The sequence below is a fragment of the Nocardioides ganghwensis genome (genome assembly GCF_014779655.1).
Taxonomy (GTDB): Bacteria; Actinomycetota; Actinomycetes; order Propionibacteriales; family Nocardioidaceae; genus Nocardioides; species Nocardioides ganghwensis.
In genome coordinates, this window is record NZ_JACXYX010000009.1 from 178,528 (window position 1) to 194,709 (window position 16,182).

Annotated in this window: 17 protein-coding genes and 1 riboswitch; of the genes, 9 read left to right on the plus strand and 8 right to left on the minus strand. The window is 72.4% G+C overall.

Annotated features, from left to right (window positions below; all coding sequences use genetic code 11):
• Positions 1-21: 21 nt before the first annotated feature.
• Genes IEZ24_RS12840 through IEZ24_RS12850 form a run of 3 tightly spaced genes read left to right on the plus strand, consistent with a single transcriptional unit; the run spans position 22 to position 2,845 of the window.
• Complete coding sequence (locus tag IEZ24_RS12840) at positions 22-789, plus strand: (Fe-S)-binding protein (protein ID WP_275938077.1); 768 nt, start codon at positions 22-24, stop codon at positions 787-789.
• Entirely contained in the window at positions 786-2,264 is a 1,479-nt protein-coding gene (locus IEZ24_RS12845) for a lactate utilization protein B (RefSeq protein WP_129454241.1), read from the plus strand. Before IEZ24_RS12840 ends, IEZ24_RS12845 begins: the two co-directional genes overlap by 4 nt.
• Positions 2,261-2,845 (plus strand): LutC/YkgG family protein, encoded by a 585-nt coding sequence (locus IEZ24_RS12850; RefSeq protein WP_129454242.1) that lies wholly within the window; start codon positions 2,261-2,263, stop codon positions 2,843-2,845. The genes IEZ24_RS12845 and IEZ24_RS12850 overlap by 4 nt, the downstream gene beginning before the upstream one ends.
• A gap of 11 nt (positions 2,846-2,856) precedes the next feature.
• On the opposite strand, the gene IEZ24_RS12855 is transcribed toward IEZ24_RS12850, so the two are convergent.
• From IEZ24_RS12855 to IEZ24_RS12890, 8 genes are all read right to left on the minus strand, one after another.
• Positions 2,857-3,519, minus strand: coding sequence for a hypothetical protein (locus IEZ24_RS12855; RefSeq protein ID WP_207206740.1), 663 nt, complete (start codon positions 3,517-3,519; stop codon positions 2,857-2,859).
• A gap of 56 nt (positions 3,520-3,575) precedes the next feature.
• Positions 3,576-5,222 (minus strand): phosphomethylpyrimidine synthase ThiC, encoded by a 1,647-nt coding sequence (gene thiC / locus IEZ24_RS12860; protein WP_129454243.1) that lies wholly within the window; start codon positions 5,220-5,222, stop codon positions 3,576-3,578.
• Positions 5,219-6,028: a bifunctional hydroxymethylpyrimidine kinase/phosphomethylpyrimidine kinase gene (thiD, locus tag IEZ24_RS12865; protein ID WP_165356023.1), complete on the minus strand. Its 810-nt coding sequence runs from the start codon at positions 6,026-6,028 to the stop codon at positions 5,219-5,221. Before thiD ends, thiC begins: the two co-directional genes overlap by 4 nt.
• Complete coding sequence (locus IEZ24_RS12870) at positions 6,022-6,585, minus strand: thiamine phosphate synthase (RefSeq protein WP_129454244.1); 564 nt, start codon at positions 6,583-6,585, stop codon at positions 6,022-6,024. The genes thiD and IEZ24_RS12870 overlap by 7 nt, the downstream gene beginning before the upstream one ends.
• Positions 6,582-7,346: a thiazole synthase gene (locus IEZ24_RS12875; protein WP_129454245.1), complete on the minus strand. Its 765-nt coding sequence runs from the start codon at positions 7,344-7,346 to the stop codon at positions 6,582-6,584. Before IEZ24_RS12875 ends, IEZ24_RS12870 begins: the two co-directional genes overlap by 4 nt.
• On the minus strand, positions 7,343-7,531 hold the full coding sequence (gene thiS / locus IEZ24_RS12880) for a sulfur carrier protein ThiS (RefSeq protein ID WP_129454246.1): 189 nt from the start codon (positions 7,529-7,531) through the stop codon (positions 7,343-7,345). Before thiS ends, IEZ24_RS12875 begins: the two co-directional genes overlap by 4 nt.
• Positions 7,522-8,535 (minus strand): FAD-dependent oxidoreductase, encoded by a 1,014-nt coding sequence (locus IEZ24_RS12885; RefSeq protein ID WP_207206741.1) that lies wholly within the window; start codon positions 8,533-8,535, stop codon positions 7,522-7,524. Before IEZ24_RS12885 ends, thiS begins: the two co-directional genes overlap by 10 nt.
• Positions 8,535-9,128 (minus strand): thiamine phosphate synthase, encoded by a 594-nt coding sequence (locus tag IEZ24_RS12890; protein ID WP_129454247.1) that lies wholly within the window; start codon positions 9,126-9,128, stop codon positions 8,535-8,537. Before IEZ24_RS12890 ends, IEZ24_RS12885 begins: the two co-directional genes overlap by 1 nt.
• Positions 9,122-9,231: riboswitch (TPP riboswitch) on the minus strand. Its footprint overlaps the gene before it by 7 nt.
• Positions 9,232-9,333: 102 nt before the next feature.
• Here IEZ24_RS12890 and IEZ24_RS12895 point away from each other — a divergent pair.
• The 6 genes from IEZ24_RS12895 to IEZ24_RS12920 all read left to right on the plus strand — a co-directional run bounded on the left by IEZ24_RS12895 (position 9,334) and on the right by IEZ24_RS12920 (position 16,175).
• Positions 9,334-10,062, plus strand: coding sequence for a helix-turn-helix domain-containing protein (locus IEZ24_RS12895; RefSeq protein WP_242498420.1), 729 nt, complete (start codon positions 9,334-9,336; stop codon positions 10,060-10,062).
• 148 nt (positions 10,063-10,210) lie between these two features.
• Positions 10,211-11,740, plus strand: coding sequence for a sugar ABC transporter ATP-binding protein (locus IEZ24_RS22375; protein ID WP_129454249.1), 1,530 nt, complete (start codon positions 10,211-10,213; stop codon positions 11,738-11,740).
• Positions 11,737-12,756 (plus strand): ABC transporter permease, encoded by a 1,020-nt coding sequence (locus IEZ24_RS12905; RefSeq protein WP_129454250.1) that lies wholly within the window; start codon positions 11,737-11,739, stop codon positions 12,754-12,756. The genes IEZ24_RS22375 and IEZ24_RS12905 overlap by 4 nt, the downstream gene beginning before the upstream one ends.
• Positions 12,753-13,796 carry an ABC transporter permease gene (locus IEZ24_RS12910; RefSeq protein WP_224745253.1) on the plus strand — a complete coding sequence of 348 codons (1,044 nt, stop codon included), beginning with the start codon at positions 12,753-12,755 and terminating at the stop codon, positions 13,794-13,796. The genes IEZ24_RS12905 and IEZ24_RS12910 overlap by 4 nt, the downstream gene beginning before the upstream one ends.
• A gap of 20 nt (positions 13,797-13,816) precedes the next feature.
• Positions 13,817-14,800, plus strand: a complete 984-nt coding sequence (locus IEZ24_RS12915) for a sugar ABC transporter substrate-binding protein (RefSeq protein ID WP_129454252.1) — start codon at positions 13,817-13,819, stop codon at positions 14,798-14,800.
• 82 nt (positions 14,801-14,882) lie between these two features.
• On the plus strand, positions 14,883-16,175 hold the full coding sequence (locus IEZ24_RS12920; RefSeq protein ID WP_129454253.1) for a M24 family metallopeptidase: 1,293 nt from the start codon (positions 14,883-14,885) through the stop codon (positions 16,173-16,175).
• The last annotated feature ends 7 nt before the right edge of the window (positions 16,176-16,182 follow it).

The window sequence follows — 16,182 nt, forward strand, 5'->3', positions numbered from 1 at the left end:
CGACGTGGCAGCGGACGTCGCGTGGCAGGATGCCGAGGCGTGAGGGTCGTCCTCCAGGTCACCTGCGTCAACGACGCCATGTTCCCCGACACGGGGAAGGCGGTCGTGAGGCTGCTGCGCCGTCTCGGCGTCGAGGTCGACTTCCCGCGTGCGCAGACGTGCTGCGGGCAGCCGATGGTCAACACCGGCTACCTCGACGAGGCGGTGCCGGTGGTGCGGACGTTCGTCGACGCGTTCGCGGGCTACGACGCGATCGTGACGCCGTCGGGGTCGTGTGCGGGCTCGGCGCGGCACCAGCACTCGATCGTGGCGGAGCGCTCGGGCGACCCGGCGCTGGTGGCGGCGGTCGCGGAGACCGGCCCGCGGACCCACGAGCTCTCCGAGTTCTTGGTCGACGTGCTGGGGGTGACGGACGTGGGGGCCTACTTCCCGCACCGGGTGACCTACCACCCGACGTGCCACAGCCTGCGGATGCTCGGCGTGGGCGACCGGCCGCGACGGCTGCTGGAGGCCGTACGCGGGGTCGAGCTGGTCGACCTGCCGCACGCGAGCGAGTGCTGCGGCTTCGGCGGCACCTTCGCGTTGAAGAACGCGGACACCTCGATCGCGATGGGCGCCGACAAGGCGCGCCACGTCCGTGACACCGGCGCCGAGGTGCTGGTCGCGGGTGACAACTCCTGCCTCATGCACGTCGGCGGGATGCTCTCGCGCCAGCGCGCGGGCGTACGGGTCATGCACCTGGCCGAGGTCCTTGCCGCGACCGAGGACGACGAGGGGATGGACGCATGAGCGGCACCTTCGTCGGCATGCCGGCGTTCCCGACCGCCGCGCGCGAGGCGCTGGGCGACACCCAGCTGCGCCGCAACCTGGCGCATGCGACCCGGGTGATCCGTGACAAGCGCGCCCAGGTGGTCGCGGAGGTCGAGGACTGGGAGGAGCTGCGGCTCGCGGGGGCGGCCGTGAAGGAGGTCGCACTGCGCGACCTCGCCACGCACCTCGAGACACTCGAGGCGTCGCTGACCCGTGCCGGTGCGACGGTGCACTGGGCGCGTGACGCGGAGGAGGCGTGCGCGATCGTCGCCTCGGTCACGAAGGCCCACGGCGTCGACGAGGTGGTCAAGGTCAAGTCGATGGCCACCGCCGAGATCGGCCTCAACGAGGCGCTCGAGGCCGAGGGGATCGCGGCCTGGGAGACCGACCTGGCCGAGCTCATCGTGCAGCTCGGCGACGACCTGCCCTCCCACATCCTCGTGCCCGCGATCCACCGCAACCGTGCGGAGATCCGCGAGATCTTCCTGCGGCGGATGGGTGACGTGGGCCGTCCCGCGCCGGCGGACCTGACTGACGAGCCGGCGATCCTGGCGGCCGCGGCGCGCACGCACCTGCGCGAGAAGTTCCTGCGTGCCAAGGTCGCGGTGTCCGGCGCGAACTTCGCGGTCGCCGAGACCGGCACGCTGGTGGTGGTGGAGTCCGAGGGCAACGGGCGGATGTGCCTGACGCTGCCCGAGGTGCTGGTCAGCGTCGTCGGGATCGAGAAGGTCGTTGCCACCTGGGCCGACCTCGACCCGCTGCTGCGACTGCTGCCCCGATCGTCGACCGGGGAGCGGATGAACCCCTACACCTCGACGTGGTCCGGCGTGACTCCCGGCGACGGCCCGCAGGAGGTGCACGTCGTGCTGCTCGACAACGGCCGCACTCGCGCGCTGGCCGACGATGTCGGCCGCCAGGCGCTGCGCTGCATCCGCTGCTCGGCGTGCCTCAACGTGTGCCCGGTCTACGAGCGCGTCGGCGGGCACGCGTACGGCTCGGTCTACCCCGGCCCGATCGGCGCGATCCTCAACCCGCTGCTCCACGGCGTCGCCGACGAGCAGACCGCCTCCCTGCCGTACGCCTCGTCGCTGTGCGGCGCGTGCTTCGACGTCTGCCCGGTGCGCATCGACATCCCCTCGGTGCTGGTCGACCAGCGCGCTGCGGTCGTCGACCAGCACCGCGGCGACCGCCTCCCCAAGCCGGAGGCGCTGGCGATGAAGGCCGCGGCCTGGGCGTTCTCCGACGCCCGTCGCCTCGCGTGGGCCGAGCGCGCCTCCGGCCTGGCCGGTCGGGTGATCGGCCGCTTCTCCCGTACGTCCCTCCCGGGCGGGCGCGCCGCGGCCGGCCGGCTCCCCGGACCCGCGGCCGGGTGGACCGGTGCACGCGACCTGCCCGCGCCACCCGAAGAGTCGTTCCGCGCGTGGTGGGACCGTACGGACGGGGGCCGCAGGTGAGCGCCCGCGACGAGATCCTGCGGCGTGTCCGCTCGGCACTGGACGGCGTGTCGCCGGTGGTCGAGGTTCCTCCGGCCCCTCGCGCCCCGGACCGCGGCGACCTCGCCGACCTCTTCGCCGAGCGGGTCGCCGACTACCGCGCGGTCGTGACCCGCTGTGCCGCCGACGAGGTGGAGCGCGTGGTCCGCGACGTCCTCGGGTCAGCGCGGGCGGTCGTACCTCCCGGTCTCGGCCTGGACGTGCCCGGCGCGCTGATCGATGACGGCCTCACCGCCGCCGAGCTCGACGACCTCGACGCGGTCGTGACCCGCGCGGCCGTCGGCATCGCGGAGACCGGCACCATCGTCCTCGACCACGCCGACGACCAGGGCCGCCGCGCGATCACCCTCGTCCCCGACCTGCACGTGTGCATCGTCGACGCGAGCCAGGTCGTCGCCGACGTGCCCGACGCGATCGCCCTGCTCGACCCCGCCCGCCCGCTCACCTGGATCAGCGGCCCGTCCGCGACCAGCGACATCGAGCTCGACCGGGTCGAGGGCGTCCACGGGCCGCGGACGCTCCACGTCGTGCTGGTGGGCTGAGGGAGGCGGACCTAGACGCCGAGCCTCTCGGCTTCGTCGGGGCGCTGGCGCAGGATGTCGGGAAGGAGGTGCTCGAGGACACCGACCTCCTCGACGTTGTGTCGGACCCATGCCTCGGCCATCGCGAGCGGGAAGACGCGGGTGGTGAGGTGGTGGTTGACCGGCGCGAACACCGGGAGACGTGCGCCGAGGTCCATCACGCTGACGTAGTGCGCACCGTCCGGTCCCCACGACCACGTGTGCTCGAGCTGGAAGACCTTCGTCCCCGCGACCCGGCGCACGAGGCGGATGCCGGTCTCGTCGAGGCGCTCGACGCGTTCGACGGAGTCGACGCGGAAGCGCTCGTCCCGGCCGAACGCCTCGACGATGCGATATCTCGCCCCCTCGTCGGCCCCGCCTCCCGGTGCCGGCCGAGCCAGCTCCCAGGCGATGTGGTCGAGCGGGTGCCACGCCAGGTAGCCCGACATCCGCTCCCCCGCGTAGTGGACCTCGTCGCCGATGTGGCGGAACCACCACAGCAGCATCGGCGGCGTGATGCCGGCCAGTGGCTGGTGGTCGATCGTCACTCGCATGCGGTGGTGTGGGAGCCGGCGGATCGCGCTGCGGGCCGATCCCGGTGTGCGGAGCGGGTGGAGCAGCGGTCGCGGCTCGGGCAGGGGCATCGGACGGGCCACGGTCGTCACCTCCGGTCGACGGGGTTCCCACCGTAGGCCCCGACCGCTCGAGGACCTCACCCCTCGACGTACACAGTCCCGCCGAGCTCCAGGAACTCCGCCGACTTCTCGGCGAAGCGCTCGCGCACGTCCTGGCTGATCCGCATCGAGCAGAACTTCGGCCCGCACATCGAGCAGAAGTGCGCGGTCTTCGCGCCCTCGGCCGGGAGCGTCTCGTCGTGGAACGCCTCCGCGGTCTGCGGGTCGAGCGACAGCGCGAACTGGTCGTGCCAGCGGAACTCGAAGCGGGCCCGGCTCAGCGCGTCGTCCCACTCGCGTGCGCCCGGGTGGCCCTTGGCGACGTCGGCGGCGTGGGCCGCGAGCTTGTAGGTGATCACGCCGGTCTTCACGTCGTCGCGGTCGGGCAGGCCGAGGTGCTCCTTGGGCGTGACGTAGCAGAGCATCGCCGTGCCGTGCATGGCGATCGCCGCGGCGCCGATGGCGCTGGTGATGTGGTCGTAGCCCGGCGCGACGTCGGTGGCGAGGGGCCCGAGCGTGTAGAACGGCGCGCCGTGGCACCACTCCTGCTGGAGGCGTACGTTCTCCTCCACCAGGTCGAGCGGCACGTGGCCGGGGCCCTCCACCATCACCTGGACGTCGTGCTCCCACGCCCGCGTCGTGAGGTCGGCGAGGGTGCGCAGCTCCGCGAGCTGGGCCGCGTCGTTGGCGTCGGCGACGCTGCCGGGCCGCAGCCCGTCGCCGAGGGAGAACGCCACGTCGTAGGCCGCGAAGATCTCGCACAGCTCGTCGAAGTGGGTGAAGAGGAAGTTCTCCTCGTGGTGCGCGAGGCACCAGCCGGCCATGATCGACCCGCCGCGCGAGACGATCCCGGTGACCCGCTGGGCCGTGAGCGGCACGTGCCGCAGCAGCACCCCGGCGTGGATGGTCATGTAGTCGACGCCCTGCTCGCACTGCTCGACCACGGTGTCGCGGAAGACCTCCCACGTGAGCCGGTCCGCCTCCCCGCCGACCTTCTCCAGCGCCTGGTAGAGCGGGACGGTGCCGATGGGGACGGGCGAGCTGCGCAGGATCCACTCGCGGGTGGTGTGGATGTCCTCGCCGGTGGAGAGGTCCATGACGGTGTCCGCCCCCCACGTGGTCGCCCAGGTGAGCTTGTCGACCTCCTCGGCGATCGAGGACGTGACGGCGGAGTTGCCGATGTTGGCGTTGACCTTCACCAGGAAGCGGCGACCGATGACCATCGGCTCGCTCTCGGGGTGGTTGACGTTGGCGGGGATGATCGCCCGCCCGGCCGCGACCTCGCTGCGCACCAGCTCGACGTCGCAGCCCTCGCGTGCGGCGACGTACTCCATCTCCGGCGTGACGATGCCCTGGCGGGCGTAGTGGAGCTGGGTGACGGTGCGGCCGGCGCGCGCCCGGAGCGGTGGGCGGCGGCTGCCCGGCCACTCCTCGCGCGCGCTGCCCCGGCGTACGGCGGAGCGGCCGTTGTCGAGCAGCTCGGTCGCCCGCCCGGCGTACTCCTCGGTGTCGTCGCGGGCCACGATCCACTCGCGGCGCAGCGGCGCCAGGCCGGTCGCGGGGTCGGAGCCCGGGCCGGAGGTGCAGTAGCGGTCGAAGGTCTCGCCGTTGGTGAGCCGGACGCGCGTGACGGGCACGTCGAGGGGGCCGGTGAGCACGCGTTCGTGGGCGGGGTGGACGGTCATGCGGGTTCCTCCTGGATGGTGGGGGACAGGTGGGAGACGGGGCCGCGACCGCGGCCGAGCCGCCAGCCGCTGCTGTCGGCGAGCCGGGCCGAGACGTACGCCGCGGCGGTGCGGGCCGCATCCGCGAGGGCCTCGCCGTGGGCGATCCGCGCGGCGAGCGCGCTGGCGTAGGTGCAGCCGGTGCCGTGGTCGGCGGTCGTGGCGACGGCCGGGTGCCGCAGGGCCGTCGCGGTGCCGCCCGGCTCGCACAGCCAGTCGGTGCACGTGGCGGTGAGCGCCCCGGGCCGCCACTCCGCGCCGCCGGTCAGCACGACCGCGCAGCCGAGGTCGGCGAGCCGCGCGGCGAGCTCGGGCGCGGGAGCGTCACGGCCCGCGAGGGTGCGGGCCTCGTCGAGGTTGGGGGTCGCGACCAGTGCCGCCGGGAGCAGGTGGTCGACGTACGCCGCCGCGACGACGTCGTCCCCGAGCGCCGCTCCGCTGGTGGCGGCCAGGACCGGATCCACCACGACAGGGAGGTGGCCGAGCCGGTCGGCGACCAGGCGGACGACGTCGGGCGTGCCGAGCATGCCGGTCTTCACGACCGCGACCGGGAGGTCGCCGACGACCGCGTCCACCTGCTGCGCGACGGCCGTGACGGGCACCGCGTGGATCGCGTGGACGCCGGTGGTGTCCTGCGCGGTCACCGCCGTGACGGCGCAGGCGGCGTGGCAGCCGAGGTGCCCGACCGTCGCCAGGTCGGCCGCCAGTCCCGCGGCGCCGCCGCTGTCGGTGCCGGCCACGGCGAGCACCACGGGCGGGGTCAGCATGGGAGTTCCCGCAGCAGGGCGGTGACGACGGCGGCCGGTTCGGCGGACCGCATCACCGCTCCCATCACCGCGATCCCGTGGGCGCCGGCGGCGACCGCGGACGCCGCGTTGGTGGCGTCGATCCCGGCCAGGGCGAGGACCGGGAGCGGGTGCCCCGCGTAGTCGGAGGCAGGCAACGCGGGTCCGTGGCCCGGCTTGCTGGCGCTGGCGGCGTACGGCGACAGGGTCACCCACGACGCGCCCTGCTCGGCCGCGCGGGCGACGTCGGCGCGGGAGTGGCACGACCGGCCCCAGGCGCCGCCGGCCGGTGGGTGCTGGTGGGCCGCGAGGTGGAGGCCGTCGGCGGAGTCGTCCGGGATCCGCGAGGAGATCACGGTGAGGCCATCGATCGCCGCGAGGGCGGCGACGAGGGCCTGCCGCTGCCCCGGGTCGAGGTCGTGCTCGCGCACCACGACTGCTCCCAGCCCGGCGTCGGCGCACTCCCGCACGGTGCGGACGAGACCGCGGCCGAGCCGCAGCTGGGAACGGTCGGTCAGCAGGACCAGGCGCGGGATCACGCGATCCTCCCCTCGAGCGGGCTGGCCGAGCGGGCCATGGCGCGCCGCGGGATCCGGCCGGCGCCCCGGGCCGCGGCGCCTGCCTCCACGGCCAGGCGGAGGGCGCGGGCCATCGCGACCGGGTCCGCCGCGCGCGTCACCGCCGTGGCGGCGAGGACCGCGTCGCAGCCGAGCTCCATCGCCAGCGCCGCGTCGGAGGCGGTGCCGATCCCCGCGTCGAGGACGACCGGGACGTCGACGGCCGCCACGACGGCCTCGATCGCGTGCGGGTCGAGGATGCCCAGCCCGGAGCCGATCGGGGACCCGAGGGGCATCACCGCCGCGCAGCCGACGTCAGCGAGGCGGCGGGCGAGTACGGGGTCGGCGGTGGCGTAGGGCAGCACCGTGAAACCCTGTGCGACGAGCTCGGCAGCGGCCTCGACCAGCTCGAGGACGTCGGGCAGGAGGCTGGTCTCGTCGCCGATCACCTCGAGCTTCACCCAGTCGGTGCCCAGCGCCTCCCGGGCCAGCTCGGCGGTCGTCACCGCCTCGCGCGCCGACAGGCAGCCCGCCGTGTTGGGCAGGACCGGGATCCCGGCCTCGCGCAGCTGCGCCAGCAGCCCGCCGGGCGCGGAGCTCGACGTACGCCGCACGCTGACCGTCACCAGACCGGGCCGCGCCGCCTCCAGTACCGGCGCGACGAGGTCGGGGCGCGGCAGCCCGCCCGTGCCGAGGAAGAGGCGGGACGACAGGGTCCGGCCGGCGATCACCAGGTCGTTCATCCGCCGGCCACCGCCGTCACCACGTCGACGACGTCGCCGTCGACCAGCGGCCGGGTGCCGTGCTCGGCGCGGGGCACGACCTCGTGGTTGACCGCGACGGCATGGCCGTCCGGGAGCGGCCCGACGAGCTCGAGCAGGGTGGTGACGTCGGCGACGTGGGCGGCGCCGTTGAGGGTCAGGTGCACTGCGGTCCTCCAAGGTCGAGCCGTCGGGGGTCGACGGCGGGATCGGGGTCGGCCCCCTCGACCGCGTCGGCGAGGAGCCGTGCGGTGAGGGGAGCGAGGAGCACTCCGTGGCGGAAGTGGCCAGCGGCCAGGAAGGTCCCGGGGTCGCCGGTGGGCCCGACCAGCGGCAGGTGGTCTGCCGTCGCGGGCCGGTCGCGGGCCTCGCAGGCCAGCAGCTCCGCCCGGTCGAGCGACGGCAGCAGGACGCGCGCCGCCCGCAGCAGCCGCAGCACGCCGCCGGCCGTCGGCACGGGCTCGGCGTCGTGCTCCTCGACGGTGGCGCCGACGACCACCTCGCCACTGGGACGCGGCACCACGTAGACCGGCTCGCCGCCCACCCAGCCCCGCACGACGTGACGGGGCGGGTCGTCGGTCCGGAGCCGGACCACCTCGCCGCGTACGCCTCTCACGAGCGTCGTCCACGGCGCCGGCAGGCGGGAGCCGGTGGCGACGACGACGGCGTCCGCGCCGGCGAGCGGCGGACGGGCGCGGACCCGCTCGCCGAGGCGTCGGAGGAGCGCGGCGACCGCGGCCCTCGGATCGACGGCACGATCGCGGAGCGCTAGGCCGCCGGCGACCCGCCCCAGCGCGGGCTCGAGCCGACGCACCTGCACCGAGGTGAGGACGTCGACGTCGACGCCCAGCGTCGCCAGGACCGCGGCCTGCCGCTCGACGTCGTGCCGGTCCGCCGCGTCGTGGCCCACCACCAGGGTCCCGCGGTCGTGCAACGGGACGCCCAGCCGCGCGGCGTACGCCGGCCACAGGCGCGCGCTCGCGACGCCGAGCCGATGGACGTCCGGCTCGCCGTACCAGGCCTCCCCGCCCGGCGACAGCATCCCGGCCGCGACGGCCGACGCACCGCTGCCGGGCGCAGGGTCGACGACCGCGACGTCGTGGCCGCGGGTCACGAGCTCGTCGGCGCAGGCGAGCCCGACGATGCCGGCGCCGAGGACGTGCACGCGCATCAGCCGAGCTCCCGCACCAGCTCCTTCGCCGCGCGGACCGGATCGGGCTCGCGCCAGATGGCGCCCAGGGCCGCGACGCCGTACGCCCCAGCGTCGAGGACGGTCGCCACCCGGCCGGCGGAGATGCCGCCGATGGCCACCAGCGGAAGCACCCCACACGCGGCGGTCACCGCGCCCGGTCCCAGGGGATCCGGCAGGCCCGCCTTGCTCGTGGTCGCGAACACCGGGCCGAAGCCGGCGTACGCCGCCCCGGCCGCCGCGGCACGCTCGACGTCCGCCCGGTCCCGGCAGGTCGCGCCGACCACCAGGTGCGGTGCCGCCCGCGTCGCGAGCTCGACGGGCAGGTCCTCGGCACCGAGGTGCACGCCGTCGGCCCCGGTGGCGAGTGCCACGTCGAGCCGGTCGTCGACCACGACCGTCGCGCCGGCGGGGCGTACGGCCGCCTGCACGACCCGGGTCAGCTCGACGAGCTCGCGGGTGGTGACCACCTTGTCGCGGACCTGGAAGCCGTCGATGCCGACCTCGGCGAGGTCGGACAGCAGGGACAGGTCGTCGGTCGACGAGACCAGGCAGAAGATGCGTGGCAGAGCCATGGGAACTCACTTCCTTCGCCGGCATGACCCGGATCAGGTACGACGGTCGGAGCGGTTCCAGCTCCCTCTCAGCCCGCTTCCGCGGACTCCCGTGTGGACGGCGGTGACGCTAGCAGAGGCTCTCGGTGTGCACAGTCCCCGTTCGCGCGTATGGTGTGTGCACACTGACCGTACGTTGAGCGAGAACAGGCCAGAAGGTGCAGACGTGACAGAGAACCAGGCATCGACCGCGGAGTGGATCGCGATCGGGGACCGCATCCGCTCGGCACGTGAGGCGGCTGGGATCAGCGTCCGCGAGCTCGCGCGTCGCGTCGAGGTGTCCGCCAGCCACGTCTCCCAGGTCGAGAGGGGCCTGGCGTCGTTCAGCGTCCGTGCCCTCTACAACGTGGTCAGCGAGCTCGAGATCTCCATGGACAGCCTGTTCGACGACGTGTCACCCGTCGCCGAGGCACCGTCGGCGTCGGACCCCTCCGCGGGCGGCGCCGGCCACGGCAGGGGCAGCCACGGGACGTTCGATCCCCTGGTGTCGGGCGGGATCGTCCTGAGAGCACCGGAGCGTCCGACCCTTCCGCTGGCCGGAGGCACGCGGTGGGAGCGGCTCACACCGCGGCCGGAGAACGGCGCCGAGTTCATCGAGGTGGTCTATCCGCCCGCGCCGCAGGACGGCGATCGCAAGATCGACTTCATCCAGCACTCGAGTCGCGAGTACGGCCTCGTCGTGTCGGGCAGCCTCACCGTCCAGGTGGGCTTCGAGACCACGGTGCTGCACGCGGGCGACTCGATCGCCTTCGACTCCGTCGTCCCGCACCGGTTCTGGAACAGCACGCCCGAGGAGGTGCGAGCGGTGTGGTTCATCCTCGACTCACCCCGCTCGGGTGCGGAGTCCGCAGACGACGCCCACCTGTCCCTCGATGGCGGCCGGCGGGGTCACTGATCCCGCACACTGTTCTGTCGCAGAGAACGTTTAGGGGAGAAGTGTTCTCTTCGGGGGTTCCCTAGCGTGCACTCCTAGTGTACGTTCTTCGTTTGTGACGTCGACCACATGACGGTGGTCATGACGTTCCAGACGGAAGGAGCACGGCGTGAGCGACGACCAGTCCTCAACAGTCGGGCCCGTGGTGATCGAGGCCGACTCGATCGTCAAGCGGTTCGGCGGCGCGGTCGCACTCGACGGCGTGAGCGTCTCGGTGCGCGCAGGAGAGATCTACGCGCTCGTCGGTGAGAACGGCGCCGGCAAGTCGACCCTGATGCGCATCCTGGCCGGGATCCTGGCGCCCACCGAGGGCACCGTCCTGGTCGACGGACGGCCCCTCGAGGGCGGCACCCGCGCGGCGCTCGACGCCGGCATCGCCCTGGTCCACCAGGAGCTCAGCCTCGTGCCGGAGATGACCGTCGCGGAGAACATCATGCTCGGTGCGTTCCCGACCCGTGGCGGCGCGATCAGCCGCAAGGAGATGCAGCGCTACGCCGGGGCGGCGCTCGAGGAGATCGGCGTGGCGATCGACCTCGACGAGCCGGTCTCCCGGCTCTCGGTGTCCCTGCGACAGTTCATCGAGATCGCCCGCGCCGTGGCCCGCAAGCCGCGGGTGCTCATCCTGGACGAGCCCACTGCCACGCTGACCCCGGCCGAGACCGACTACCTGCTCGAGATGCTGCAGCGGCTGGCCCGAGGTGGCCTGGCGATCGTCTACATCTCGCACCGGCTGCCCGAGATCTTCGCCATCTGCGAGCGCGTCACCGTGCTCCGCGACGGACGGCACATCGACACGGCGGACATCGCGGACACCACCCCCGACGTCCTCGTCGACAAGATGGTGGGCCGCGAGCTCAAGCAGGACCTCGGCGTGGTCCGGGAGAGCAACCCCGGCGACGTGGTGCTCTCGGCCCGCGGGATCACCGCACCCAAGGTCCGCGGCATCGACCTCGACGTACGCGCCGGCGAGATCGTCGGCCTCGGGGGCCTCGTCGGCGCCGGCCGCAGCGAGCTCGTCCGCGCGATGCTGGGCGTCGACCCGCGTACGGGCGGCGACGTCACCGTCGTCGTCGACGGCCAGGTGCGCCGCGTCGGCAGCTACACGTCGGCGGTTCGTCACGGCATCGCGTTCGTCCCGGAAGAACGACGCCAGGACGGCCTGGCGCTGAGCATGTCGGTCAGCGACAACATCGCCCTTCCCAACCGTCGCTCGATCTCCCGGGCCGGCGTGACCAGCCCGGCCAGGCAACAGGCCTTCGCCAGCACGCTCGCGGACACCGTCGGGCTGCGCCCGCCCAACGTCAAGCGCGATTCGGGCGACTACAGCGGTGGCAACCAGCAGAAGGTCGTCATCGCCAAGTGGCTCGGGCTCCGTCCGCGCGTGATCGTGCTCGACGAGCCCACCCGCGGAGTCGACGTGGGCGCGAAGGCCGAGATCCACCGCCTGGTGCGCGAGCTCGCGGACGAGGGCACCGCCGTCCTCGTCATCAGCTCCGACCTTCCCGAGCTGCTGGACCTCTCGGACGTCATCCACGTGGTCCGCGACGGCCAGATCGCAGGCACCCTCGCCCGCGACGAGGCCGACGAGCGGAGCGTCATGTCCCTCGCCGCCGGAGAAAGCATGGTCACCTCGTCATGAACCAGCTAGCCGAGTCCCCCACGGTGGCTGCGCCGACGGCCGCCGAGCCCAGAGCCGACGGCCCCTCCATCGCCGCCAAGGCGCTGCTGTGGGCGGCCGAGCGGGGGATCGTGGTCTTCACGGTCGTCCTCATCCTCGCCTCCGTCCTGTTCGTCGACGGCTTCGCGTCAGCGGTGAACGTCGCGGACGTCTTCCACCGGGCCGCCCCGATCGGGATCGTCGCCGTGGGCATGACCTTCGTCGTCATCAGCGGCAACTACCTCGACCTGTCGGTGGTCGCCCAGGTGGCCACCGGCGCCGTCATCCTCATCGGTGTCAGCAACTCCCACAGCATCCCGATCGCGATCCTCGTCGCGCTGGCCGTCTCGGTCGTCTACGGGCTGGTCAACGGGGTCGCCGTCGGCTACTTCAAGGCCAACGCGGTCATCGTCACGCTCTCGACCACCTACATAGGCCTCGGCCTGCTGCGCTGGCTCTCGGGCGGCAGCATCTTCTTCGGCCCCAGGGACGGCACGATCGAGTCGTTCGGCGACATCAAGCTCGGCGCCGTCCCCATCTCGGCGATCGTGCTGGTCGTGGTGGCGCTCGTCCTGGGCTTCCTGCTGAGCCGCACCAACTTCGGCTTCGTGGTGCGCGCCTTCGGCAGCAACAAGGAGGCGACCCGGCTGAGCGGGGTCAACACCCCCGTCGTCGTTCTCGGCGCGTTCCTCATCACGTCGTTCGCCGCCACCATCGCCGGGTTCGTGCTCGCGGCCTACTCCAACACCGCCGTGAGCTCCATGTCCGACGGCTACGACTTCGGCGCCCTGGCGGCCATCATCATCGGCGGCACCAGCGTCTTCGGCGGCAAGGGAAGCGTGCTGAGGACGGTCCTCGGAGTCGTCTTCGTCAGTGTCCTGACCAACGTCCTCGTCCTCTCCGGCGTCGGCTTCGGGTGGCAGCAGGTCGCCATCGGCTCCCTCATCGTCCTCGCCGTGTCCGTCGACGCCCTCGCCCGGAAGGTCAGCAAGAAATGAGCACCCCCCACGGCATCAACTTCGGTGAGGCCCCGGCCCGCACCCGCGTCGACCAGCTCCGCCGCACGCTGGGGCGTCGCACCGAAGGTCGCGCGGTGGCGCTGCTCGCGGTGGTCCTCGTCGTGGCGCTCGTCATGGAGCCGCTGGTCTTCTCCGCCTACCCGGTCACCCTGAGCCGCGTCGCGCTGGTGGGCCTCGTCGCCCTGGGCCTGACGGTGGTCATCCTCATGGGCGAGCTCGACCTCAGCGTGGCCAGCACCGTCGTCCTCGCCGGCGTCATGATGGCGCAGACCGACAACGTCGCCCTCGGGGTGCTCCTCGCCCTGGGCACCGGTGTCGCCGTCGGGCTGGTCAACGCCTTCTTCGTGGTGAAGGTCGGGATCAACTCCTTCATCGCCACCCTGGGCATGCTGTTCGTGCTGAAGGGGCTCGCGATCGTCATCTCTCGCTCCGAGCCGATCCCGCTCGAGAACATCACGTTCGCCATCCAGTTCGGGCTCCCGATCGTGGGCCCGCTCACCCCGCGCATCGTGATCTTCGTCCTCGCCTTCGTGCTCCTTCACCTCTTCCTGACCCGGATGCGGGCGGGTCGCGAGTTCTACGCGGTCGGCGGCAACCGACAGGCGGCGCGGGACGCGGGCATCCCCGTCGACCGCCGCCTGGTCACCGGCTTCGTCATGTGCAGCGTCATCGCTGCTGGTGCCGGCGCGATCGACACCCTGGAGCGCACCGCGGCGGACCCGACCGCCGGATCGACCGTGCTCCTCTCCAGCTTCGCCGCAGCCATCATCGGCGGCGTCGCCCTCACCGGAGGGCGTGGATCCATCCTCGGCACCCTGATCGGGGCCTTCTCTCTCGGAACCCTGGAGGTCGGCCTCACCCTGACCGGCGTGCAGGTCGACATCCAGCAGATCTACATCGGCGGCGTCCTGCTCCTCGCGGTCATGACCGACCCAGCCAGCCTCAGGGCCGCCCGCTCCTCCCTCCGCACGTCCCTCCACGGAGTCCGTGCCCGGTCGACCGACCGTGGGCTCACGTGACCAACGAAAGGAACACCCCCATGCGCAGCACCCGCACCGCAGCCGCCGTGATGACCCTCCTGTTCGCCGCGTCGGCACTCTCCGCCTGCGGCTCCGACAGCGCCAGCAGCGCGTCCGGTGACGGCACGAAGGTCTACGCGCTCCTGCCGCAGGGCACCGACCAGCCGTACGGCACCGAGTACCTCAAGGCGATGAACGCCGAGGCCGAGAAGGAGGGCCTCGACCTGACCATCACCAACTCGCAGTACGACGCCGACAAGCAGGCCAGCGACTGCCAGGTCGCCGTCGCCGCCAAGCCGGACCTCATCATCCTGTGGCCCGCCGTCGCCGACACCGTGCGGCCCTGCCTCGAGCGCGCCAAGGCGGCCGGCATCCCGGTCACGGTCACGAACTCCGACGTCAAGGAGGAGGACAAGAGCCTGACCGCCGGCTACTCCGGCCCGGACACGTACGGCCAGGGCGCCGCATCGGCCGAGATCATGTGCGAGCTCGCCGACGGCAAGGACATCAACATCCTCCAGGTCGAGGGCCTGACCGGCAACACGACGGCGATCAACCGCAAGGCCGGGTTCGAGGAGACCATCGACGAGAACTGCCCCAACGTGAAGATCATCGCCTCGCAGCCCGGTGACTGGAACAAGGACGACTCACAGACGGTGACGTCCGAGATGCTCACCGCTGCCGGCGCGAAGAACATCCAGGGCATCTACGCCGCCGACGACACCATGGTCGCGGGCGCCATCGACGCGCTGAAGTCGCAGGGCCTCGACGTCAAGAAGATGCTCATCACCTCGATCGGCAACACCAAGCTGGGCAACCCGCTGGTCGTCAACGGCGAGCTCGACGGCACCGTCTTCCAGTCCTCCGCCTGGGACGGCCAGAACGCCGTCACCCTCGCGGCCAAGGTGCTCGACGGCGAGGAGGTCGACGAGGACCTGTTCATGCCGTCGGTGAAGGTCACCGAGGCCAACGCGTCCGACGCCGAGGTCACCCCCAACTGGTGATCGCCCCATCCGTACGAGGCCGGGGGCTGGATTCCCCCGTGCCGCCCCCGGCCTCGTGCCCCCAGCTCGGAGAGAGACCACAGTGAGCATCATCAGTCCCCAGCAGGCTCCCGGGATCGAGGTCCCGCGCCTCGACTTCGGCGGCCCCGTCCCGGCACCGGGCCACATGGGTGTCGACTACGAGGCCCGCGTCGACTTCGACCGGCTCCGGGCCTACCGGCTCGACCGGGCCCGGGCGGCCCTCGACGCCAGCGAGTGCGGCGCCTTCCTGCTCTTCGACTTCTACAACATCCGCTACACGACGCAGACCTGGATCGGCGGCGCCCTGGGCGACAAGATGATCAGGTACGCGCTCCTGGCCCGCGGGAAGGAGCCGGTGCTCTGGGACTTCGGGTCCGCCGTCAAGCACCACAAGCTCCACTCGCAGTGGACGCCGGAGGACAACTACCGCGCGGGCTTCCTCGGCTTCCGCGGCGCGGTCGCCCCGTCGGTCGGCCTGATGGAGTCGGCGGTCCAGGAGATCAGGTCCCTCCTCGTCGAGGCCGGCGTGGCGGACATGCCGGTCGGCATCGACATCGTCGAGCCGCCGTTCCTCTTCGAGATGGAACGCCAGGGCCTGCGGGTGGTGGACGCCCAGCAGTCGATGCTGGACGCGCGCTGCATCAAGTCCTTCGACGAGATCCTGCTGCTCAACCAGGCCGCCGCCATGGTCGACGGGGTCTACCAGGACATCACCGAGGCGCTGAAGCCCGGCGTCCGGGAGAACGAGATCGTCGCCATGGCCAACAAGCGGCTCTACGAGCTCGGCTCGGACCAGGTCGAGGCCGTCAACGCGATCTCCGGCGAGCGGTGCAACCCGCACCCCCACAACTTCACCGACCGCATCATCCGGCCCGGAGACCAGGCGTTCTTCGACGTCATCCACTCCTTCAACGGCTACCGCACCTGCTACTACCGCACCTTCGCCGTCGGCAGCTCGACGCCGGCCCAGCGCGACGCGTACACCCGCGCCCGCGAGTGGATGGACCGGGGCATCGACGGCATCAAGGCCGGCGTCGGCACCGACGAGGTCGCCGCGTTGCTGCCCAAGGCCGAGGACTTCGGCTTCGGCAGCGAGATGGAGGCCTTCGGTCTCCAGTTCGCCCACGGCCTCGGCCTCGGCCTCCACGAGCGCCCGATCATCTCCCGGCTCAACTCGATGAAGGAGCCGGTCGAGCTGCAGGTCGGCATGGTCTTCGCGCTGGAGACCTACTGCCCGGCCGCCGACGGCTTCTCCGCCGCGCGCATCGAGGAGGAGATCGTGATCACCGAGGACGGGCCTCGCGTGCTCACGCTGTTCCCGGCGCAGGAGCTCTTCGTCACCAATCCCTACTGACCACCCC